Source organism: Cobetia sp. 2AS, assembly GCF_029846355.1.
Classification (GTDB): domain Bacteria; phylum Pseudomonadota; class Gammaproteobacteria; order Pseudomonadales; family Halomonadaceae; genus Cobetia; species Cobetia amphilecti.
Genome location: NZ_JARWKQ010000001.1, coordinates 1204273 through 1226673, shown reverse-complemented (window position 1 = coordinate 1226673; position 22401 = coordinate 1204273). Strand labels below are relative to the sequence as shown.

Annotated in this window: 20 protein-coding genes; 13 read left to right on the top strand and 7 right to left on the bottom strand. The window is 62.8% G+C overall.

Annotated elements, in window-relative coordinates; all coding sequences use genetic code 11:
• The first annotated feature begins 149 nt into the window (after positions 1-149).
• From dctP to QD356_RS05180, 6 genes are all read left to right on the top strand, one after another.
• Positions 150-1241 (top strand): TRAP transporter substrate-binding protein DctP, encoded by a 1092-nt coding sequence (gene dctP / locus QD356_RS05205; protein ID WP_043332696.1) that lies wholly within the window; start codon positions 150-152, stop codon positions 1239-1241.
• 210 nt (positions 1242-1451) lie between these two features.
• Entirely contained in the window at positions 1452-1982 is a 531-nt protein-coding gene (locus QD356_RS05200) for a TRAP transporter small permease subunit (RefSeq protein WP_192838224.1), read from the top strand.
• The gene (locus QD356_RS05195) at positions 1979-3307 is read left to right on the top strand and encodes a TRAP transporter large permease subunit (RefSeq protein ID WP_131431987.1); all 1329 of its coding nucleotides are present in this window, start codon (positions 1979-1981) and stop codon (positions 3305-3307) included. Before QD356_RS05200 ends, QD356_RS05195 begins: the two co-directional genes overlap by 4 nt.
• Positions 3308-3546: 239 nt before the next feature.
• Positions 3547-4386: a sulfite exporter TauE/SafE family protein gene (locus QD356_RS05190; RefSeq protein WP_192838223.1), complete on the top strand. Its 840-nt coding sequence runs from the start codon at positions 3547-3549 to the stop codon at positions 4384-4386.
• 51 nt (positions 4387-4437) lie between these two features.
• A complete protein-coding gene (locus tag QD356_RS05185; protein WP_192838222.1) occupies positions 4438-6153 on the top strand; it encodes a gamma-glutamyltransferase family protein in 1716 nt (571 codons plus the stop codon).
• A 249-nt stretch (positions 6154-6402) separates the two neighbouring features.
• Positions 6403-7443 carry a type II asparaginase gene (locus QD356_RS05180; RefSeq protein ID WP_192838221.1) on the top strand — a complete coding sequence of 347 codons (1041 nt, stop codon included), beginning with the start codon at positions 6403-6405 and terminating at the stop codon, positions 7441-7443.
• Positions 7444-7556: 113 nt separating this feature from the next.
• Here the strand turns inward: QD356_RS05180 and QD356_RS05175 are convergent, their stop codons facing one another.
• Entirely contained in the window at positions 7557-8216 is a 660-nt protein-coding gene (locus QD356_RS05175; RefSeq protein WP_264158076.1) for an NAD(P)H-dependent oxidoreductase, read from the bottom strand.
• Positions 8217-9018: 802 nt separating this feature from the next.
• Here QD356_RS05175 and QD356_RS05170 point away from each other — a divergent pair.
• The 5 genes from QD356_RS05170 (at position 9019) to sodX (ending at position 11365) form a co-directional block, all read left to right on the top strand.
• Positions 9019-9636: a hypothetical protein gene (locus QD356_RS05170; RefSeq protein WP_279876996.1), complete on the top strand. Its 618-nt coding sequence runs from the start codon at positions 9019-9021 to the stop codon at positions 9634-9636.
• Between the two features lie 216 nt (positions 9637-9852).
• Complete coding sequence (locus QD356_RS05165; RefSeq protein WP_192838219.1) at positions 9853-10272, top strand: tetratricopeptide repeat protein; 420 nt, start codon at positions 9853-9855, stop codon at positions 10270-10272.
• A gap of 25 nt (positions 10273-10297) precedes the next feature.
• Positions 10298-10507, top strand: coding sequence for a hypothetical protein (locus tag QD356_RS05160; protein WP_192838218.1), 210 nt, complete (start codon positions 10298-10300; stop codon positions 10505-10507).
• A 2-nt stretch (positions 10508-10509) separates the two neighbouring features.
• Positions 10510-11010, top strand: a complete 501-nt coding sequence (gene sodN, locus QD356_RS05155) for a superoxide dismutase, Ni (RefSeq protein WP_192838217.1) — start codon at positions 10510-10512, stop codon at positions 11008-11010.
• A 28-nt stretch (positions 11011-11038) separates the two neighbouring features.
• Positions 11039-11365, top strand: coding sequence for a nickel-type superoxide dismutase maturation protease (gene sodX, locus QD356_RS05150; protein ID WP_192838216.1), 327 nt, complete (start codon positions 11039-11041; stop codon positions 11363-11365).
• Positions 11366-11443: 78 nt separating this feature from the next.
• Here sodX and QD356_RS05145 read toward each other — a convergent pair whose 3' ends face one another.
• Entirely contained in the window at positions 11444-13540 is a 2097-nt protein-coding gene (locus tag QD356_RS05145) for an NADH:flavin oxidoreductase (RefSeq protein WP_192838215.1), read from the bottom strand.
• 229 nt (positions 13541-13769) lie between these two features.
• Here QD356_RS05145 and QD356_RS05140 point away from each other — a divergent pair, with 229 nt between their 5' ends.
• Complete coding sequence (locus QD356_RS05140) at positions 13770-14414, top strand: TetR/AcrR family transcriptional regulator (RefSeq protein WP_192838214.1); 645 nt, start codon at positions 13770-13772, stop codon at positions 14412-14414.
• A gap of 111 nt (positions 14415-14525) precedes the next feature.
• Here QD356_RS05140 and QD356_RS05135 read toward each other — a convergent pair whose 3' ends face one another.
• The 3 genes from QD356_RS05135 to uraH all read right to left on the bottom strand — a co-directional run bounded on the left by QD356_RS05135 (position 14526) and on the right by uraH (position 18468).
• Complete coding sequence (locus tag QD356_RS05135) at positions 14526-16667, bottom strand: methyl-accepting chemotaxis protein (protein WP_192838213.1); 2142 nt, start codon at positions 16665-16667, stop codon at positions 14526-14528.
• Positions 16668-16857: 190 nt separating this feature from the next.
• Complete coding sequence (locus tag QD356_RS05130; RefSeq protein ID WP_192838212.1) at positions 16858-18105, bottom strand: urate hydroxylase PuuD; 1248 nt, start codon at positions 18103-18105, stop codon at positions 16858-16860.
• A gap of 9 nt (positions 18106-18114) precedes the next feature.
• Complete coding sequence (uraH, locus tag QD356_RS05125; protein ID WP_192838211.1) at positions 18115-18468, bottom strand: hydroxyisourate hydrolase; 354 nt, start codon at positions 18466-18468, stop codon at positions 18115-18117.
• Positions 18469-18865: 397 nt separating this feature from the next.
• Here uraH and uraD point away from each other — a divergent pair, with 397 nt between their 5' ends.
• The gene (uraD, locus tag QD356_RS05120) at positions 18866-19399 is read left to right on the top strand and encodes a 2-oxo-4-hydroxy-4-carboxy-5-ureidoimidazoline decarboxylase (protein ID WP_192838210.1); all 534 of its coding nucleotides are present in this window, start codon (positions 18866-18868) and stop codon (positions 19397-19399) included.
• A gap of 64 nt (positions 19400-19463) precedes the next feature.
• On the opposite strand, the gene QD356_RS05115 is transcribed toward uraD, so the two are convergent.
• Both QD356_RS05115 and QD356_RS05110 read right to left on the bottom strand, forming a co-directional pair.
• Positions 19464-20801 carry an allantoate amidohydrolase gene (locus QD356_RS05115; RefSeq protein WP_192838209.1) on the bottom strand — a complete coding sequence of 446 codons (1338 nt, stop codon included), beginning with the start codon at positions 20799-20801 and terminating at the stop codon, positions 19464-19466.
• Positions 20798-22081, bottom strand: coding sequence for an alanine--glyoxylate aminotransferase family protein (locus tag QD356_RS05110; RefSeq protein ID WP_279876985.1), 1284 nt, complete (start codon positions 22079-22081; stop codon positions 20798-20800). Before QD356_RS05110 ends, QD356_RS05115 begins: the two co-directional genes overlap by 4 nt.
• Between the last annotated feature and the right edge of the window lie 320 nt (positions 22082-22401).

The following is a 22401-nucleotide window of genomic DNA, read 5'->3' as shown; positions in this document are numbered from 1 at the left end:
TGCAGAAACACCTACACAACAAGATCGCCGGCCTCGATGTCGGCATGCCGTACAGGCGCCCCTTGAGACAGAAGACTCTTTCACACAGAGCATTCAAAGCAGTCTGTCGCAAGGGCATTACTGGTCATCCGTCCGCAGGAGATCCTCCCATGACATTCGATCGTCGCAAGTTCCTGGGTGCCGCACTGGCAACCTCAACCGCTGGACTCGTGATGGGTGCGCCCGCCATCGTGCGCGCGGAATCCAACAAGACCTATCAATGGAAGATGACCAATGCCTATGGTCCGGGCTCGCCCTTCTATGTCGAGGGCCCGGGCAGTCCGACCGACTTCTGCCGCAAGGTGGAGGCCATGTCCGGTGGGCGCATGAAGATCCAGCACTTCGCGGCCGGTGAGCTGATTCCGGCTCTGGAGGGCTTCAATGCCGTCGCCAGTGGCGTGGTGGAGATGAACGCCGGCAATGCCTACTTCTGGGCCGGCAAGATTCCCGCCGCCCAGTACTTCACTACCGTGCCCTTCGGCATGAACACCCAGGGCATGAACGCCTGGCTGTATCACGGTGGCGGTCTGGAGCTGTGGCATGAGCTCTACGCTCCCAAGGGGCTGATCGCCTTCCCGATGGGCAACACCGGCGTGCAGATGACCGGCTGGTTCCGCAAGCCGATCAATACGGTCGAGGACTTGAAGGGCCTGAAGATGCGTATCCCGGGGCTGGCCGGCAAGGTCTATGCCGAACTGGGCGTGGCCGTGCGTCTGTTGCCCGGCGGGGAGATCTTCCCGGCGCTGGAACGTGGCGTCATCGATGCCGCCGAGTTCGTCGGCCCCTATCAGGATCGCCGTCTGGGGCTGCAGAAGGCCGCCAAGTATTACTACACCACCGGCTGGCACGAGCCGACCAATGTCACCGAGCTGATGATCAACAAGGCGGCCTGGGAGGGCTTGCCCGAAGACCTGCAGGCCATCGTCAAGGCCGCCGCCCAGGCGTGCAACGTCGAGAGCCAGGCCTGGTGCGAGTCGGTGAATGCCGAGGCGCTCAATGATCTGGTCGACAACGAAGGCGTCACCGCCCAGCCGCTGCCGGACGCGGTGGTAGCGCGTCTCAAGGAAGTCACCGAGAAGACGCTGACCGACATGGCGGCGGCCGATCCGGACACCGCGCGCGTGCACGAGTCCTTCATGGCCTTCCGCGACCAGCACAAGGAATGGGCCGCCGTCAGCGAGAAAACCTTCCTGGCGCTCTGACGCCTGGTGTCTCGGGCCTCGCGTCTCGGGTCTCGTATCTGTCGGCTCACGCCTCGCGTTCAGACCCGTCGCCCGATGAACTCGCCCTTCGCTGCGCTGCGGGGGGCGAACTCAAGGTACAAGCCCCGAGCGCAAACGCCTTTTTCCGTCTTGCTGCTTCCCTGTCCAACGCCACGACCTGTCCCGTCGTGGCGTTCATGAGGCCATGCCATGCTGTACGTCATCCATTTTCTCGAGGGCATCATCGAGCGACTGGGCGTCATCGCCCGTTACTCGCTGTTGGCGCTCGTATTGCTGGTCGCCGGTAACGTGTTGCTGCGTCACTTCTTCAGCATCAGCCCCGTGCCACTCCAGGAATTCGAGTGGCACCTGATTTCTCCCATCGCGCTGCTGGGCATCTCCTACGCCCTCAAGCATCGCGCCGACGTTCGCGTCGATGTCTTCTACGACCGTTTCTCCCTCAAGGGCCGCGCGCTGGTGGATCTGATCGGTGCGCTGATGACCATCGCCATCGGCGCCGCCATCGCCTGGCTGGGCCTGAGCTACACCGAGCAGTCCTGGCAGCTGATGGAAGGCTCGCCCGACCCCGGCGGCCTGCCCTATCGCTATCTGCTCAAGGCCTTCATTCCCCTCGGGTTCGCCGCGCTTGCGCTGCAGGGCGTGGCAGATTGCCTGCGCGCGCTGCTGGTGCTGTCGGGCAAGCCCGTCGACGGTGACCTGGAACGCGAGGTGACGCCATGAGCCCGAACGAGTGGATCGCGCTGGCCATGATCGGCGGTTTTCTGGTCCTGATGCTGATCGGCATTCCGGTCGCGATTTCCCTGGCCGTGGCCGGTTTCGTGGCGGGGCTGGCGGGCTTTGGCCCGCTGCTGTTCAGTCTGATGCCGGCCCGTCTATATGGCGTGGTCACCAACTACACCCTGCTGGCGATCCCCTTGTTCGTCTTCATGGGAGTCATGCTCGAGAAATCGCGGGTCGCCGAGGACATGCTCGAGACCATCGGGCGCGCCATGGGCGGCGTGAATGGCGGCATGGGCATCGCGATCATTCTGGTCGGCGTGCTGATGGGTGCCTCCACCGGCATCGTCGGCGCGACGGTGGTCACCGTCGGCATGCTGACGCTGCCGACCCTGCTGCGGCGCGGCTATCACCCGGGCGTGGCCTCGGCCACCATCTGCGCCTCCGGCACCCTTGGTCAGATCATTCCGCCGAGTCTGGTACTGATCCTGCTCTCGGAAATTCTCGGCGAATCCGTCGGCACCCTGTTTGCCGCCGCCTTCGTGCCGGGGCTGGCCATCGCCGTCATCTATATCGTCTATCTGCTGGTGCTGGGCTGGTGGAAGCCGGACCTCGTCCCGGCCATCCCGGAAGAGGAGCGCGCCGCAGCCGGTGGCATGAAGGAATTGCTGCGTGATCTGGCGCGTAGCGTGATTCCGCCGCTGATGCTGGTGTTTGCGGTGCTCGGTTCGATTCTGGGTGGCGTGGCCGCTCCCACCGAAGCGGCCTCGATGGGAGCGCTGGGCAGCATGCTGATCGCGCTGTTGGCCCGGCGACTCAACTTCACCATGCTCAAGGCCTGTCTGCACTCGACCCTGACCATCACCGCCATGGTCTATTTCATCCTGCTGTGCGCGCAGCCCTTCTCGCTGGCCTTCCGCGGCCTTGGCGGCGAGAACATGGTGCATGATCTGTTCAACCTGCTGCCGGGCGGCGAGCTGGGCGCGCTGATCTTCCTGATGGTGATACTGTTCGTGCTCGGCTTTTTCCTCGAGTGGATCGAGATCAGCTATATCGCGCTGCCGATGTTCCTGCCGGTCTTCATCGGCTATGGCACCGACATGGTGTGGCTGGGCGTGCTGGTGGCGATGAATCTGCAGATGTCCTTCCTGACGCCGCCCTTTGGCTGGGCGCTGTTCTTCCTCAAGGGCGTCGCTCCGCCAGAGGTCACCACCCGCCATCTGTATCTCGGTGTATTGCCCTTCGTGGGCCTGCAGGCTGCGGCAGTCGTGCTGCTGTTCTGCTTCCCGGGGCTCGCTACCTGGCTGCCGGAGGCGATCGGTTGGTAAGCCGGCCAGCCATCTACCGGCGCGGCTCGAGACACTTGAGTGGTGATTCAGCGCAAAGGCCATTGGAAAGGTAATTCAGCAACGCGTAATGTCTTGTGGCCTGCCCACCGGCTCGCCTCCCTGGAGACAGCACAACTGCCAGCGCTCCAGGGACATGCATCGACTGCCGATGGCGTTCATCGGCAACCTTCATCAGCAATGAACCACCCCGCGCCATACGGGGACGACAAGGAAACACCATGGAACTGTTCTCAGCCTATCCACTGCACTGGATTCTCGGCCTGATCGCCGCACTGATCGTCACCGGCATGATTGCCGGCGTGATGGCCGGCCTGCTGGGGGTCGGCGGCGGCATCGTCATCGTGCCCGTGCTCTTTCACCTCTTCAGCCTGCTGGGCGTCGATGATGCGGTGCGCATGCACCAGGCCGTCGGCACTTCACTGGCGACCATCATTCCCACCTCGATCATGTCGGCCAGGGCGCATTACGCCAAGGGCAATCTGGACCCGGCGATTCTCAAGCGCCTGCTGCCGGGCGTGATCATCGGCGTCATCATCGGCGGCCTGCTATCCAACCTGTTCAGCGGTGCGGTACTGATGGGGCTGTTTGCCACCGTGGCCTTCCTGGTCGCGCTCAACATGTTCCGCCGTCAGTCCACCGTGCTGGGCTCTGGCCTGCCGGGCCCGCTGGGCAGCGGCGCACTGGGTACCTTCATCGGTGGCGTCTCGACGCTGATGGGCATCGGCGGCGGCACCCTGAGCGTGCCAACCCTGAGCACCCTGGGCACCCCGATGCACCTGGCCGTCGGCACGGGCGCGGCGCTGGGTCTGGTCATCAGCCTGCCGGGCACCGCCAGCTTCCTGCTCAATGGCATCGACGAACCGAACCTGCTGCCGGGCTCCATCGGCTACGTCAATCTGCTCGGCTTCGCCGCCATCGTGCCGGCGACCATGCTGTGCGCCCCGATCGGCGCGAAGCTGGCCCACGCGATGGACGCCGCCAAGCTCAAGAAGGTCTTCGCCATCTTCCTGATGTTCACGGCACTGCGCATGTTCTACGACCTGTTCACCGGTAGCTGAGACGCACTGGACGCTCAATAACAACAACGGAATCCTCAGGAGCAAGACGCCATGATTCATACTCGACGTGGTTTTGGCGGTGCCTGCGCCGCGCCCCATCATCTGGCGGCGCAAGCGGGCCGCGATATCCTGCGCGATGGTGGCAACGCCATCGAGGCGATGGTCGCGATGGCAGCGACCATCGCGGTGGTCTACCCCCACATGAACGGCATCGGCGGTGACGGCTTCTGGCTGATCAAGCGTCCGGGACTGGCGCCGCTGGCGATCGATGCCTGTGGCCCGGCGGCAGGGCTTGCCAGCCGCGAGTTCTATGCCGAGCACGGCCATGGCTATGCGGCTGACAGTGAGGGGGCTGCTCCTCTGGCCAACGGCAGCAGCATCCCGACCCGCGGACCGCTGTCGGCCTTGACGGTGGCCGGCACCATCGGCGGCTGGCAGGAGGCGCTGGCCTTCTCTGCCGAGACCTCGGCGGATGAGCGCTCGCCCCTGCCGCTCTCGACATTGTTGAGTCATGCCATCCGGCATGCCAATGATGGCGTGGCCGTCAGCGCCAGCCAGAAGGCACTCAGCGAAAAACACCTGGCCGTGCTCTCGCATCAGCCCGGCTTCGCTGAGCGCTATCTGGGTCAGAGTGAGTCAGGTGAGCCGATCGCGCTGGAAGAAGGTGCGCGACTGCGTCAGCCGGCGCTGGCCGCAACGCTCTCGCGTCTGGCAGATGCCGGACTCGATGACTTCTATCGTGGCGAGCTCGCGTCCCGCATGGCACAGGAGCTGGAAGCCGCCGGCAGCCCGCTGCGCCTGGCAGACCTCAACGGCTATCGCGCCCAGCGCGTCACGCCGCTCAAGGTCCGCCTGCGCGACAGTGAGGTATACAACCTGCCCGCCCCGACCCAGGGCCTCGCGACGCTGATGATTCTGGGGCTCTACGATGCATTGAGCGCGACGCATGGCATCAGCGAAGCGGACGGTAACACCCCGCGTCACCTGCATGCGCTGATCGAAGCCACCAAGCGCGCCTTCCTGGTACGCGACAGCCTGATCACCTCGCCGGAATGCATCGAGGGGGCGCTCGAGGATAACCTCGAAGGCAGCATCGCCACGCAACAGGCACAGCTTTCTCCGGAGGCCCTTGCCCGCCAGGCCGAGATGATCGACATGCAGTCCGCGCTTGGCTGGCCGCACGAGCCCGCCGAAGGCGACACCATCTGGATGGGCGCGACGGACAGTGACGGCACCACCGCCAGCTTCATCCAGAGCGTCTATTGGGAATTCGGCAGTGGCATGGTGCTGCCCAGCAGCGGCGTGATGTGGCAGAACCGTGGGCTGGCGTTCGACCTGGCGCCGGACAGACTGCGCAGCCTGGCACCGGGCCGCAAGCCCTTCCATACCCTCAATCCGTCACTGGCCTGCTTCGATGATGGCCGCGTGATGGCCTTCGGCACCATGGGCGGTGAAGGCCAGCCGCAGACTCAGGCGGCTGTCTTCACGCGCATCGCCCGCCACGGCATGTCATTGCAGGCCGCGATCAGCGCACCGCGCTGGCTGCTCGGCCGCACCTGGGGCGATGTCAGCACCAGCCTCAAGCTCGAATCGCGCCTCGCGGGCGAAATGGCTCAGACACTCGCGGCCATGGGCCATGAAGTGGAAGTCCTCGATGAGGCCTTCAGCGACACCCTGGGGCACGCCGGTGCCGTGATGCGCCACCCGGACGGTCAGGTCGAGGCGGCCCACGACCCCCGCAGTGATGGTGGCGCGGCACTGACGTGATGCAAACCGGCCAGTGTCATGTCACGAACTGGCCGGCTTCTTGCTTGACTCGATGGGGGATGAAGCCTTCCGCCTGACTCCCGCCTCCGCCCCATGCTGAGCATCAATCGCCACACAAGATGACAAGGAGAACTGACCTCCTAAATTTAGATATTCCTTATTCATGAATAATGAAAGATTGAGACACGACCTTCATTTGCACTCAAAACAACGACAGAGCGACTCACCACAATGACAACAGCTGACTTCATGACTCCCCGCCGCCTTGTAGCTGCCATCTCGATCGCCGCCTGTTCTCTGGCCTATGGCATTCAGGCCAACGCCGCGGAACACCCGGGAGTGAAGATCTATGCCACCGGCGGCACGATTGCGGGTAGCTCTGCCTCCTCCACGGACACCACCAACTACGAATCCGGCAGCCTGGGGGTGCAAGCGCTGCTGGACGCCGTACCGGAACTGGCCGATGTCGCCGAGGTGACCGGTGAACAGATCGCCAACACCGGCAGCAGCAATATCGATCAGGAAATCCTGCTCAAGCTGTCAAAGGCGATCAATGAAGAGCTCGCGACGGACGCCACCCACGGCGTGGTCATCACCCACGGCACCGACACGCTGGAGGAGACCGGCTTCTTCCTGGATCTCACCGTCGACAGTGACAAGCCGGTGGTAATGGTGGGCGCCATGCGTCCAGCGACTGCCATCAGCGCCGACGGCCCGTTCAACCTGCTGGAGGCGGTCACCCTGGCAGCCGATGAAGGCGCGGAGGGACGTGGGGCGATGATCGTGCTCAATGACCGCATCGGCTCGGCGTATTACACCACCAAGACCAATGCCATCATGATGGACACCTTCAAGGCGACCGAGCAGGGTTACCTCGGTGCCTTCATCAGCGGCAAGCCGCACTTCTATTACACACCGGCGACACCGACCGACAAGCCTCACTTTGACGTGACGTCCCTCGATGGCCTGCCGAAGGTCGATATCATCTACGCCCACCAGGACATGGACCCGGCGCTGTTCACCGCCGCCCTCGACAACGGTGCCAAGGGCATCGTGATCGCCGGCAGCGGCAATGGCTCGATTCCGGAGACCGTCAAGCCGCTGGTCAAGCAGGCCATGGCGGATGGTATCCCGGTCGTGCGCAGCACCCGTACCGGCAATGGTATCGTCAGTGCCAAGGAAGAAGGCATCGGCAGTGGCGCCCTCAATCCTCAGAAGGCGCGCATTCTGCTCTCGCTGGCGCTGACGGAGACCGATGACATGGACAAGGTGCGTGGCTACTTCGAGTGAGCCGGCAGTCTCATGACGAAACGTGACTGACTATCAATGCAAAAAGGGACTGCTCAGGCAGTCCCTTTTTGCTGCGTCACTCATTTATCGAGGCAAGGAACGCTAGCACTCCTTCAAGGAGCGTTGCGCTGCGAGGGGCTGCGCGTGAAGGCGCCGGGGCGCTTCTCACCGTCTTCGCTCTCGTGATAACGCCTGGCGGCATTCGCCCACCAGGCAAGTTGTTCGAAGGCGCGCTCGAGATAGCCGCCCCATTCCCGGGCATCCTGATTCTCGGCGTAGCCGCCATCTTCATTGAGCACTTCCTGCGCTCGAGGCACGTGAATCATCGCCGAGACCGGCAAGCAGCCCAGCTCCGAAAGGAAGGTGCGCATGTTGACTGCTGCGCGTACCCCGCCCCACTGCCCTGCGGAATAGGTCGCGATCACCGAGGGCTTGTAGGAGTAAAGCGAGCTGCCGAAGTGATTCAGGAGATTGGCCAACGCCGGACTCATGGAATGGTTGTACTCGGGGCTGACCATCACGTAACCATCCGCCGCTTCGATCTGCTGGGCGAGATTGAGCAAGTCCTGGGGGGCATTGCGCTGCGCATAGGAGAACAGCGGCTTGAAGGGGTCTGCCAGATCGTAATCGAGTGGATCGATCAATACCGCCTCATGGCCACTTTCCTCGAGCTGTGCGACGCAGCACCTGGCGACCCTTTCCCCAAGACGTGCAGGTGCGGGGGGTGTGCTGGTCCGCACCGACCCCAGAAAGACCAGAATCTTCAGTGCCATTGCTCTCTCCTTGTTGCGAGCCACATGAAGTGGATTCCTGTGCTCGATATTCGCTCTAGCATTGCATCATATCCCGAACTCTGAACACCGATGCGCTGCATCGCAAGACACTGCATCAATCTTCAGTTTGCGCCTGATACAGATCATGAATGTACATTCCCAGCCATGCATGCCCTTACATGAATTTTCTGCCATGAACTTCTTGCCTGCGACTTTGCCACCTTCCCCATTCTCTCCTTGTTTGCTGCGCCAGCACCCTTCCAATCCCCGCAGAGTCATGACCTGCTGGCATGAACCATATCACCCTCAGTATCTGCAATTGGCGACTGATGCCCCTCTGCGAAGGTAGCGTGGCGGAGTCTTTGTCGTTGCGTCAGCAGCCCCGCCATTTCTCATGACAATACCGAACTCGTATCTCATGGGGCCAAGGCCTCAAGGCCATCCACAAGCCCGCCTCAGACAATGCAGTAAAGCGCAACTTAATCTCTTTTCGCCTCATGTTAGCCGCATATATCGAGATTATCGTGACATATGGACATCATCCACCACGTCGGTTTCATTTCGTCGGTGCGCTGCCAATCATGCTATCTGGGCCATCTTCGCCATAGCCAACTCCGCGTCATGATGCTGCAACAAACATGCACTAAAACTAATTAAGTGTTAGCTTTTCCATCCCAAAAGCATGAGAAAACTAACCAACCTCATGACACGAGGAGACAGAAAGGGAATGCAAGACACTCAGGACGTTGCCGTCATCCAGCAGTTCACCGCTTCTTTCACGTATCAGACCCATCGAGAGACAGTGTCTTTCTTTGGTCGCAATCACCCGCTCTTCCGCCAGGTGCGCACGCTACGTGAAGACCACCACAGCGCCTCGAAGGCCTACCTCAAGAAGCACCGTGATCACGATGATGTGATCGACAGCAACAGCCAGCATATCTGCCTGATGGACACCCAGCACGACACCGTACTGGGCAGCATTCGCGTCACTCCCGGGAGTCTCGAGTCGCGCACGCTCTTCGATGACAGCGATGCGGTGTCCATCCCGGAGGGCGCCATCTATGAGTTCAGCCGGCTGGTAATGGCCCCGGAGGCCAAGCGATTTGCCCATGGCAATCTGCTGATGGCTGCTGCGGCACGTCATGTCAGATCCCGAAAAGGCGATGGCATCCTGGCCTTGTGCAAACGCGCCAACATGAAGATCTTCAAGCGTTTCGGCCTGACGCCACTGCACGATGCCACGCTCAGGACTGACAAGAACCTGGGAGATCTCTACATGGTGTATGCCAGCATGGAGACCATCATGCGCACGGCGAAACAGCGCTATTCCTCGCCCGAGCAAGCGCCACAGCCAGCGGAACTCTCACCAGACACCACCTCGCTCTCGCCGGGCCCGGGCCTCGCAAGCCAACCGCTCTGAACGTAGAACGCTCACCAGCACCGCGTCGCCCGCCAGTCTGTGCGCTGACAGCTAGCGTCTGATCTTGCGCGCAATACTCGGGGCCAAGCCGCCTTCCCCCTGATTTGCCATCCCCTCTTGCAGTCGCTGAGGCTTTGCACCACTATTGAATGATAATGATTATCATAATCATGGCGATTTGCTTAAGAAGACGATATCCGATCACAGGAGGGCCTCATGGACGAATGGAAGCGTGAAACACAGGCAGGCAATGCGTTGTTCGAACAGGGCGACTACGCCATGGCAGAGCAGCACTATCTCAGCGCCTGCCATTTTGCCGACATCTTTCTGATGCCCTGTGCAGACCCGGATGGCGGCGTCGCGGCACTGGTCGTGAGCTACCAGAATCTGGCGGAGCTCTACCGCGCCCAGGGCCAACACCCGCAAGCGATGCGCTCCCTGCAGGCTGCCCATGCTCGCCTCTCCCATGCGCTCTCCGCCCCGGGTCTGTGCCATGCCCATCAACAGGCCTTGCTGCGCGGCAGCGGCCAGGTACGCATGGAGATCATGAACACCGTGCAATGGCTCGGCGTTACCACGCGACGGACTCACCAGACGAACCCCGCGGGACGCTCCACGACGCGGGTCCATCACTGACACTCCCCCCCACAGGAGATACGGAATGAAGAAAATCCTCACCGCGAGCGGACTGCTGTTGCTGACCGCCGCCAATACGGCCCTGGCCCACCCGGGACATGACCACAGTGACTGGAGCAGCCCGCTCGTTCACACCCTGTTCTATGGCGCCATCGCAGCCGTCATCGGTACCGCCTTCTTCGTCATTCGTCAGTCGCGTCACAAGCGCCAGAACACTCAGCAAAAGGAGGATTGAGCATGATTCACGCCCTGCTTCGCGGCATTGACCGCCTGGTATCAGTCCCTGCGGCTTCCGCGCACTGTGATATTCCCTGCAAGATCTACGATCCATCTGCTGCACAGATCGCCGCACTCAGCGTGATTCGCTTCATGGACCTCATCAATGAGCTGGGTCAGAAGGACAGCCTGACGCTGGCAGACCAGGCCTTGTTGGCGCGCCTGGTGGAGCAGAAGGAAAGCCACGCCGAGAAAACCAAGCATGAGATCCGCATCATCTGGGGCGATTACATCAAGCAACCGCAGCGGGATGCCTATCCCGACATCGATGCGCTGGTGCACAGCATCATGCTGGCTGGTTCTGCCTGCAAACAGGGTATCGAGCGCGACAAGGGGGAAAAGCTGCTGACCCTCATCAATGAATTCGCGGCCGCCTTCTGGGATACCAAGGGTGTCACGACCTTTACCGCGACCTGCCCGTATCCCCCGTCTGAAACTGTCGTCTATCCGAAGCTGGATTGAGGCAACAACATGACGCGCCAAAGAACAGATGAAGCGTGAATTGATCAAGAGTGAACGGATGCCCATCGGACTCTATCGCGTCAATGGACTCAGCATGTCTCCCGGCCTTGCGCCGGGAGATTATGTCGTGACGCTGAAACGCTGGAAATCGCGCTATCGCATAGGCGATATCGTGGTGGCACAGCACCCCCACTTCGGCCGTATCATCAAGCGTGTCCGCGCAATACAACCAGACGGCATGCTATGGCTGGAAGGCACCCATCCTGACAGTACCTCTACTGACAAGATGGGCTTGATGAGGCGCGAGTGGATCCAGGGGCGGGTAATTCGATCCATTTCTCAAAGCACTATGTGAGACTTTTCACGCCACCCTGTGAGACTTCCCCAGCCCATGTCATGTCTCTGCAGTGGCGCCCCTTCTCTGTCATCCCCCTCACACCACCTTCATCAGCCTCAACGCGTCATGGATCGCCGCATGGGTATTGCGGGTCGCGACGGCGTCGCCGATGCGATAGAGCTGGAAGCTGCCCTCTGCTGCGCGCTCGGTGTGTTCCGGGCTCGGGCCGTCCTCCGGTTGGACGAGGCCTGCGATCAGGGCGTCGTAGTCCACTGCCCCGCCATTGCGTGAGTGAGGCTTGAGTTCGAAGTAGAGATCTTCCATCGGGCGGGCCCCGTAGTTGACCACTACCTGATCGACGAGGCGCTGATCCGCGTAGGCACCGGTGCCCTTGCCCTGCGCCACGGCGTCATCCAGATAATCACTGCCGATATGAGCGATCAGCTGGCCATCCTCACTGCGCGTGACACTGCCGAGGCGATAGGTCGGCGTGAAGGTGACGGCGAGACGTTGCAGGCTGCGCATGTAGGGCACCAGGTTCATGGCCATGATTTCCGGCGCGAAGGTGCGGTCTGGCGTCATCATCTCGAGCCTGGCACCGGAGTTGGCGATCATCTCGGCGGCCTGTAGCGCAGCGTGGTCACCCGCGTCATCAAACAGCAGCACGTTGCGGCCAGGCGTGACATGGCCCGAGAGAATGTCCCAGCTGGAGACGACCAGCTCACTGCCGACCTGCGGCATGTCTTCCTCGGGGTAGCCACCGGTGGCCACGATGACGACATCGGGTTGCTCCGCCAGCACATCCTCGGCCTCGGCGAAGACGTTGTAGCGCATCTCGACGCCGAGCGCCTCACAGCGACTGATGCGCCAATCGATGATGCCGATCATCTCGCGTCGCCGCTCGCTCTGGGCGGTGAGGCGAATCTGGCCACCCGGCTGGTCCGCCGCTTCCAGCACCACCACCTGATGGCCGCGCTCACCGGCAACGCGTGCGGCCTCGAGCCCTGCCGGGCCCGCGCCGATGATCACGACCTTCCGGGTGACCTCGGCAGGCGTGATGTCATGCGGTTGCTCCAGCTCCCGCCCGGTCGCAGCGTTATGAATACAGTAGGCGGAGCCGCCCTGATAGATGCGATCGAGACAATAGTTGGCCCCGACACAGGGGCGGATGGTCTCCTCCTGCCCGGCCATCAGCTTGCGCACGATGTGCGGGTCCGCCATGTGGGCGCGCGTCATGCCGACCATATCGACCTTGCCAGTGGCGATGGCGTGACGTGCAGTGGCGATGTCCTGAATCTTGGCACCGTGGAAGGTCGGGAAATCCATTGCTTCGCGAATCTGTCCGGCAAAGTCGAGATGCGGCGCACTGGCCATGCCCTGGATCGGGATGACATCGGTGAGGCCCGCATCGGTATCGATATGGCCGCGCACCACATTGAGAAAATCTACCTGACCGCTATCGCGCAGCAGTCGCGAGACTTCCAGGCCATCGCTGGCATCCAGCCCGCCACTCAGACACTCATCTCCGGTGTAGCGCACGCCGACGATGAACTCGTTGCCCACCCGTGCGCGAATGGCGCTCAACACTTCCATGGTGAAGCGCAGTCGATTCTCGAGACTGCCGCCGTAGGGGCCCTCCAGGGTATTGGTGAGCGGCGACCAGAACTGGTCCATCAGATGGCCATAGGCCTGCAGTTCGATACCGTCGAGACCGGCTGCCTGCATGCGCTCGGCGGCGTCGGCATAATCCTGGATCAGCCGTGCAATATCCCAGTCCTCGACCCGCTTGGGAAAGGCGCGGTGCGCCGCCTCACGACGATGGGATGCCGAAACCGCCGGCAGCCAGTCGGCCTTGTCCCAGCGCGTACGGCGCCCCAGATGGGTGAGCTGGATCATCACCGCGGTGCCGTGCTCGTGACAGGCATCCGTCAGCTCGCTGAGCCACGGCACCACCTCATCGCGATACGCCAGAATGTTGTTGAACACCGGCGGGCTGTCCTTGGCGACCGAGGCAGAGCCCGCCGTCATGGTCAGCGCGATACCGGCACGCGCCCGCTCCTCGTGATAGGCGCGGTAACGCGCCTTGGGCATGCCATCTTCCGGATAGGCAGGCTCGTGGGAGGTCATCATCAAGCGATTCTTGAGGGTCAGATGCTTGAGCGTGAACGGCGTGAGCAGCGGGTCCTGAGCCATGTGGCCTCCTGATGAGCAGACAGCGAGAACAGGGGTGTCTTTATTGAGTACACCTATGTACATACGCTGACTATAGTCCTAGGCTTCAGGCCATGCGTCGCCGGACACGCCGTTCTCGCCCGCCTGACGCAGCCAGACTCGTCGCTGTCGCAAACAGCATGCTCATGCTGTCATCGCGCGATCGACCTTACATGAGCCTCACCATCCCCCGCCTTTCAGGAGACCGCCCATGCCAGAGTCCCCATGCGTCCCCCCGGCAAGTGACGGCGCTCAGGCTGCCGGGCGCGGCAAGGCCGAGGACTGGCTGGAAGCCGCCTATCAGCAACTGTTGCTGGGCGGCGTGGATTCGGTGCGCGTCCTGACATTGGCCAAGACGCTGGGCCTGTCACGTACCAGCTTCTACTGGAGCTTCAAGGACCGCGACGCCTTGCTCACCGCGCTGCTCGCGCGCTGGGATGCCCACAATACCGCCGGCCTGATCGGGCGCTGCGAGCAATACGCCGCCACGGTGGTGGAAGCCATGCTGAATGTCTTCGACTGCTGGCTGGATGCGTCACTGTTCGATTCACGCTTCGAGCTGGCGATCCGCAACTGGGCCTCTCAGAACGCGGAGGTCGCCGCTGCCGTCGCCCGCGCCGATCAGGCACGCATTCAGGCGCTGACCAGCATGCTGATGCGCTACGGCCAGCCCGAGCAACTCGCCAACGTGCGAGCGCGCACCACCTACCTGACCCAGATCGGCTATCTGTCGATGCGCACTCAGGAAAGCGTCAGCGAGCGCATCAGCCGCGTCGCCGAGTATGTCGAGGTCTTCGTCGGCGAGCGCTGCGAGCCTCAGGAGCTGGCACGCTTCGCGGCCCGACACCCGGCCTGAAAGGACAAAGCCCTCACCGACGGCAGTCGGCAAGGGCTTGGCAGAAACATCAACGGCTAACTGTCACGTTCACTGGCGCTCGAGCCAGCCCTGATCACAGGGTCGAGCGGCTCAGAAGGCTTCCCACTCCTCCTCTTCGCGGCGCTGGGACCCGCGCGTGGCGCTTGCCGGCGTCGGGTAAGCTGTCTGCTCGGCATCCGCCATCGGCTGAGTGTTCATGTGCGACATGGACTGGTGCGACACGGATTGGCGCGACATGGACGGATTTGCCATGCCCTGACCACCTGCCACCTTGAAGCCTGCCATCAGCTGCTCCAGTGCCTGGGCCTGTGCGCTCATGCTGCGCGCCGCGCCACTGACCTGATTGACCAGGGTGGTGTTCTGCTGCGTCATCGCATCCAGCTCGCTGACCGCGGTATTCACCTGGCCGACGCCGGCACTCTGTTCACGCGCGCCGGCACTGATCTCGGCGATCATGTCGTTGACGCGCTCGACGCTTGAGAGAATCTCGGCCATCGCCTGACTGGCGTCCTTCACCTGCGCCACGCCTTGCTGCGTATGCGAGATCGACTCATCGATCAGGCCGCGAATCTCGCGGGATGCATCACTTGAGCGCGTCGCCAGGGTGCGCACTTCCTGCGCGACCACCGCGAAGCCACGCCCATGCTCACCGGCCCGCGCCGCTTCCACCGAGGCATTCAGCGCCAGGATGTTGGTCTGGAAGGCGATGCCGTCGATCAGGCTGATGATCTCGCTGATGCGCTCGGCAGAGCGGTTGATATCTTCCATGCTCGCCTGCGCCTTGCGCATGTCGTCATTGCCACGGCGCGCCTGCTCGGAGGTCGAATTGACCAGCTGACTGGCCTGCTGGGCGGAATCGGCACTGTGCTGCACGGTGGTGGTGATCTCCTCCATCGAGGCCGAGGTTTCCTGCAGACTGGAAGCGGACTGCTCGGTGCGCGCCGAAAGCTCCTCGTTGCCCTGGGCAATCTCGCCGGCGGCCTGATTGACAGCGCCCGTGGTGCCCCGCACCTGACCCACCACTCGACTCAGGTCCTCGCCGACGCTGTTCATGGCCGCGGTCAGCTTGCCGATCTCATCCTGACGCTGACTGGTGATGCGCTGGGACAGATCGCCCCGCGCCAGCGCCTGAGCCAGTGACACCAGCGCATCCAGCGGACGACTGATCAGACGACGCTCGAGGAAGTAGAGAATGCCGGCCACGGCCAGCGCCAACAGCAGTGCCAGCCCGAAGACCTGATTGCGAACCTGCGTGATGCCCGCCGTCACTTCCTGCTTGTCGATCGTGGTCGCCACCACCCAGTCCCACGCCGGATAGTGCTGGAAGCTGGTGATACGGTCACTGTCTTCGCCCGCCAGGCGGTAATCGATCTGACCGCTGTCGGCGGCGAAGAGCGGCGCGAAGGCCGGCTCGCCCTGCGCATTCTTGAAGTCCATCAGCGAGCGGCCCTGCCACTGACCCGTCGTCAGCACCTTGCCCTGCTGGCCCGGCGCCGTGCTCGCCACCAGACTGAAGTCCTTCTCATGCAACTGGATATTGGTGATGGTGGCATACAGCTCATCGATCTGCTCGCCGACATCCACCCCGATGAACGAGGCCCCGATGAGGTTGTCATTGAAGTCGGTGATCGGGCGATAGCGCGTCATGTAGTGACGGCCCGCCAGATAGAGCATGCCGGTATAGGGCTGGCCGGCATTCAGCGCATCCTTGACCCCACCACTCAGCGTCAGCCCGAGCAGGCTTGAGCCATCTTCGGTCTTGAGAGTGGTGGCAATGCGCACGAAATCCTCACCATCGCGCACGAAGAAGCTGACCGGCGCACCGGTGCGATTGGCGAAGTCGGCCAGATAACCGGATTGATTGTTGAGCATGAAGCCGGCATTGAGCAGCGCCGGTGCATCACGCTCGCCGATCGGCAGACGTCGGTCCTCGATCAGCGTGAAGTTGTCAGGAATGGTCGCCAGGAAGGCATTGAGCATGCGCGTCACGCTGGACTGCATGGTGGTGTCGAACAGCTCGATGGTGTTGGTGATCTGTTGCTGCTGCTGAGCGAGAGCGCGTTCGGTGCCCTCTTCTACCTGCATCTTGCTGGCCGTCGAGAACACCAGGCCCAGCGCCGTGAAGGCCGCCATCATCAACAGCAATACCAGCAAGGCGAGCTTGCTGCCGACACTGGCGCGGGCCAGACGCTTTTTTATTGTCATCACTACGCGATACCCCGATCGATCCATGAGAGAAGTATCACGTCTATCGGCCACCGGACTCAGAACTGTAGCGTTGCTGCTGACGAGTGGGTGTTGACGAGTTCTGACGACTGGACTCAGACCAGCGGCGACTTGGAGCGCCGCTGGTCAGGACGCCCTCATTCATGACTCTCTCAGCCATCGCTCCCTAATTCATTGCCCTCGCATCCATTGCCCCTCAGCGTGTCGCCTGCCACCAGTTATCCAGCAGCTGGCGTTCGGCATCGGTCATCTGGGTCATGTTGGCCAGCGGCATGCTCTTGTCGACCACCGTGCGCTGATGGATACGCATGGCCTGACGCTGGATGTCATCCCAGCCATTGAAGGCCACGCCGGCTGCCGGAGCCGTCAAGCCGATCAAGTTCGGCGTATCACTGTGACAGCCGGCGCAGCGTTGCTCGACGATATGAGTGACCTTGTCTCGCAAGGCCTGATTCTCCCCCGGGGCCTCATTGTCAGCGGCGCTGCTGGCCGCAATGGACGCTGAAGGCGCGCTTGTCTCGACAGTCGCGGGCGCCGTCTGTGAGCGCGGCGCGCAGAGCAGGATCACGCCGATCAGCGCCAACACTGCCCCCGCGGGTACCCACAGGCGCTTGATGCCCTTGTGGTGATCCACCGTGGCGATACGGATCAGACCGCCCGTCACCAGCAACAGCAGGATGACGCCCAGGCGATAGTCATTGGCATACAGCAGCGGGTAGTGGTTGCTGATCATCATCAGCACCGCAGGCAGCGTGATGAAGGTGTTGTGCACCGAGCGCTGCTTTGCGCGCTGGCCGTGGATCGGGTCCGGCGTTTCCCCACGCTTGGCAGCAGCCAGCAGGGCCTTCTGACCCGGGATGATCACATTGAAGACGTTGCCCGCCATGATGCTGCCCATCAGCGCGCCCATCAGCAGGAAGGCGGCACGCCCCGAGAACAGTTCGGTCGCGACCCACGCCGCCAGCGTCAGCCACACACCGACGGCGACGAACAGCGCCCCGGCATGGCGCTTGAAGGGGCTGCGGCACAGCGCCTCGTAGCCCAGCCAGCCGCCGACGAGCACGCCCAGAGCGCTGCACACGGCCAGGGGGCCGCTCATCTCGAACACGCGCGGGTCGATCAGGTAGGCGTGCGGCTGCAGCAGGTAGATCAGCGTGAACAGCCCCATCCCGGACAACCAGGTGACATAGGCCTCCCACTTGAACCAGTGGATCTCGCTGGGCAGCGTTTCACTGACCCCATCATGACGAAACAGATGATAGAGACCGCCACCATGCACCGCCCACAGCTCGCCGCCGGGGCGGCCATCCACCGCATGAGTGGCCGGCTTTCGCCGATTGTCGAGCCAGATGAAGAAGAACGATGCGCCGATCCAGGCGATCCCCGCCATGACATGCAGCCAGCGGGTCAGCAGCATCGCCCAATCGAGAAGATATGCGCTCATGCCGGCTCCTTAGCTGCCGCGGTAGACACTGTAGGCCCACGGAGTGACCAGCAGCGGAATGTGATAATGGCCACTGGCCTCGAGGGTGAACTCGACCGGCACGCGGCCGAGCATGCCCTGGCCCACCGTGCGGCTGGCAAAGTAATCCCCGACCTGAAACGTCAGACGATAGACGCCGGAGAGATCAGCGGAAGCGTCGGTTTCCTCAAGCAGCGGCGCATCGAGACGCCCATCGGCATTGGTCGTGACCTGCGCGATCTCGTGAAAGTGACCCTGCGCATCCTGGCGCTCCAGGGTGATATGCACACCGCTGGCAGCGATGCCTTCGGCCTGATTGAGCACATGCGTCGTCAGTCTGGGCATGGCGATTTCCTGTTCTTGTGTGGATGTGGCGGGTACGACTCGAATCTGGGCAGATGGAAGCTGTACGAATGAAGACTGTGTTTCGGTTTTCTGGCCTGGCCTGTTCTGGCTTGTCCTGCTCTGGCCTGCCGTCAGCGGTTGGTGGTATTGCACCCGATGAGTGCATTGCTGCATTCTGACCGATCGGTCAAGGTGCAGGCCGTATCGCCCCATGACAGACGCCGCTCGGCGCCGTCAGGCAGGTCAGTGGCGATACAGCCTTGTCGTCAACCGCTGGCATGGCGATGCAGCGTGTGACACAGCGTTGGTCAGACGCGTTGCCAGCGACGGCATGCGCCTTGCAAGCTGATGATTCCTTGAGCTTTTCAAACCTATCCCCCTCTCTGGAGCAAGGCGCATGCCAATCGAGACCCCGATGCACTATCTGGTGATGCTGGACACGCTCAACGCCCTGCCACCCGAGGCGCTGGCACGACGCTTGAGTGGTCTCTATGAGCACTCGGACTGGGTGGTGGAACGCGCCGCGGCAGAGCGTCCGTTCGCGAGCATGGAAGTCCTGCTGACGGCGTGTGCCAATGCGGTACGCCAGGCCAGTGATGTCGAGCGCCACCAATTGATTCTGGCCCATCCTGAGCTGGCTGCCGGCAAGCTGGAGACCCTGACGCCCGCCTCGCAGGGCGAGCAGCGTGGCGCAGGCCTCGATCAGCTCGATGACGCCACCCGTGAACGTTTCCTGGCGGCCAATGCCGACTACCAGGCCCGCCACGGCATTCCGTTCATCATCTGCGTCAAGGGCCACAGCGCCACCAGCATTCTCGAGGAACTGGAGCGCCGTCTGCCGCAATCCACCGAGGCGGAATACCAGGAGGCTTTGGCCCAGATAAATGCAATTGCCGCAGTGCGCCTGCCGGGGCTGCTCGAGGCCAGTTAGTGACGAGCGCCCCTGCGGCCGCCAAGGCGTGCTGTCTACCGCGTTCTGCCTCATGCGTGCTGTCCTACACGTGCCTGGCGGCCACGGCCTCGATACTGGCGATCAGTGCCGCCAGGGCCTTGGCGACATCGTCTTCGGTCACCGCCTCCAGCGGGTGGTGGCTGATACCGCGCTCACAGCGCAGGAACAGCATGCCCACCGGACACAGATGACTGACCGCCATGGCGTCATGCCCGGCACCACTCGGCAGCCGGAATGGCGCCTGACCGGTAGCCGCGATACCGGCATCGACGGCCTGCATCAATCCCTCGTCACAGGCCACGGCATCGGCCGCATGCGTCTGCTCGCAGTGGAAGGTGAGGCCACGTCGCGCTGCGATTCGATGTGCCTCATTCAAGAGTTCATCCAGCGCACGATCCCGCTGCGCATCGTCCAGCGCGCGGATATCCAGACTCAGTGCCGCCCCCCCGGGGATGACATTCACCGCCCCGGGACGCAGCTCGCAACAACCCACGGTCGCGACCAGCGAGTGGTCCGCCATATCAGCGCGCTTGCCCGCCTGGACATCACGCGCCAGCGATTCCACCGCCAGTGTCCACTCCGCCGCCGCACACAGCGCATCCTGACGCAGTGCCATCGGCGTGGTGCCGGCATGTCCCGCCTGGCCGACGAAGTTGACCGCAAAGCGTCGCGCACCGGCGATACCCGTCACGGTGCCCAGCGCCAGATTCTCGGCTTCCAGCACCGGGCCCTGCTCGATGTGTACTTCCAGATAACCCAGCGGCGGATCCTCCTGCAGGCTGGCCTTGGCGGCCGTCTGCCCGGAAAGCCCGAAGCGTTCGAGCGCATCGCCAAGCGGGATGCCGTCCTCATCCTCTATCCGCTCCCAGTCCGACTGCCAGCGTCCGGCGATGGCATGGCTGCCGAGCAGAGTCGCACCGAAGCGGGTGCCCTCTTCATCACCGAAACCGACCACTTCCAGCGCGAAGGGCAAGCTCTGCTCGCCCGCATCGGCGCGCTGCCTGAAATGTGTCAAGGCGGCCACCCCGAGCAGGACACCAAGAATGCCGTCATAACGGCCGGCGTCCGGCACGCTGTCCAGATGCGAGCCGATCACCAGTCGCGGCACGCCGACTTCGCTGTCAGCGGCAGCGGTGAGAGCGGGTGGACACCAGCGGCCCCAGAGATTGCCGGCGCCATCCTGCCAGCTGCGCAGACCGGCAGCCTTGAGCCAGCCAGCCGTGGTGGCATTGGCGGCGGCGTGTTCCGGCGTCAGATAGCGGCGGTCGATCCCGCTGTCGCTGCGCGAGATCGCCGCCAGGGTGTCGCAGGCGGTCAGCACATCGGCGGCCGTTTCCAGCGGCGCGGTGGCGTCCGGGGGTATGGATCCGGCATCGCTCATGACTGGCCTCCCGTGCCGGGATTGGCACGGCCATTGGCCGCCTGATCCTGGTGCTCCTGATAGAAGTCCAGCGCGGCGCCGACGCCACCGCCGGCCACTGTCTTGACGCCACCCCGGCGCAGAGTCTGCTCCAGCGCCGCCAGCGTGGTCAGCACGGTATCGCGACGCGCGTTGTAGCCCATCACGCCGAGACGCCAGACCTTGCCATGCAGCGGGCCGAAGCTGGTGCCGATCTCGATGCCGAAGTCCTCCAGCATGCTGCGGCGCAGGCCATCGCCATCCAGGCCGTCGGGAATCATCACCGCGCTGACGTTGTTCATGCGGTGGGCCTGATCGCCGAACAGTGCAAGTCCCAGCCCCTTCAAGCCCTCGACCATCGCCTGGCCATGCAACGCATGACGCGCGATGGCGTTGTCCATGCCCTCATTGACCAACAGGCGCGCACACTCACGTGCGCCATACAGCATGCTGGTGGCTTCGGTGTGGTGATTGAGGCGCAGCTCTCCCCAGTAATCGAGCACCATGGAGAGATCGAAATAGTTGGAGCGGATGCGCGCGCCCGGCTCGGCCAGACGATCGCTGCCGCTGCTGATGCCCGCCTCGACATGCCGCCGGGCATGCACGACCTCCACCGCACGCGGCGACAGCGTCAACGGCGAGCTGCCTGACGGCCCCGCCAGACACTTCTGCAAGCCTGCGGTGACGGCGTCCAGCCCCCACTCATCGGTCTTGAGCGGATTGCCCGCCAGAGAGGCCGTGGCGTCGCTGTAGAACAGCACGCCTTCGCGGCGACAGATGGCGCCGATGTCTTCCAGAGGCTGGCACATGGTGGTCGAGGTATCGCCCTGCACCAGTGCCAGCACGCTGGGCTTGACCTCGCGAATGGCGGCTTCGATCTGCTCCGGTCGGAACACCTGGCCCCACTCGCATTCCAACGTATGCACCTCAGCACCACAGCGTTCGGCGATCTCGCGCAGCAGATGACCGAAGCGGCCGAAGATCGGCACCAGCACACGCTCCCCCGGCTGGATCAACGAGACCAGCACCGCCTCGATACCGGCACGCGAGGTACCATCGATCAACAGGGTGGCATCATTGGTGGTCTCGAAGACGCCGCGATAGAGCTGCATCGTCTCATTCATGTAGTGCGTCATCGCCGGGTCGTACTGACCGATCAAGGGAGCGGAAAGCGCTCGCAATACACGCGGGTCCGCGTTGATCGGCCCGGGGCCCATCAGCAGGCGCTGGGGAGGATGAATCTGGTCAAAGGTCGGGCTCACGGTCGCTCCTCGTGCAGCAGGGCATGGAATGCGGGATGACTCGCCAACTCGCCGAGCCTCATGCCCAGACTACTGCAACAAGTGCGCCAGAATTTAAGAAATGAAACAAATGTTGAATTGCGGATGTATTCGACGGGAACTCCCCCTGCCATGGTGTGCGCATCGAGGCAAAAGGCTCTCTGATAACCGAGTGACAGAAAGGCAGCCCGGTAAAAGACGGCATGGCTACAAGATAACGCTATAATCTTGCTAACCACACTGAACGATGTCGCTCTGACAGTGCATGCCTTGCCTGCCAGGCACCATGACGGGGCATGAAT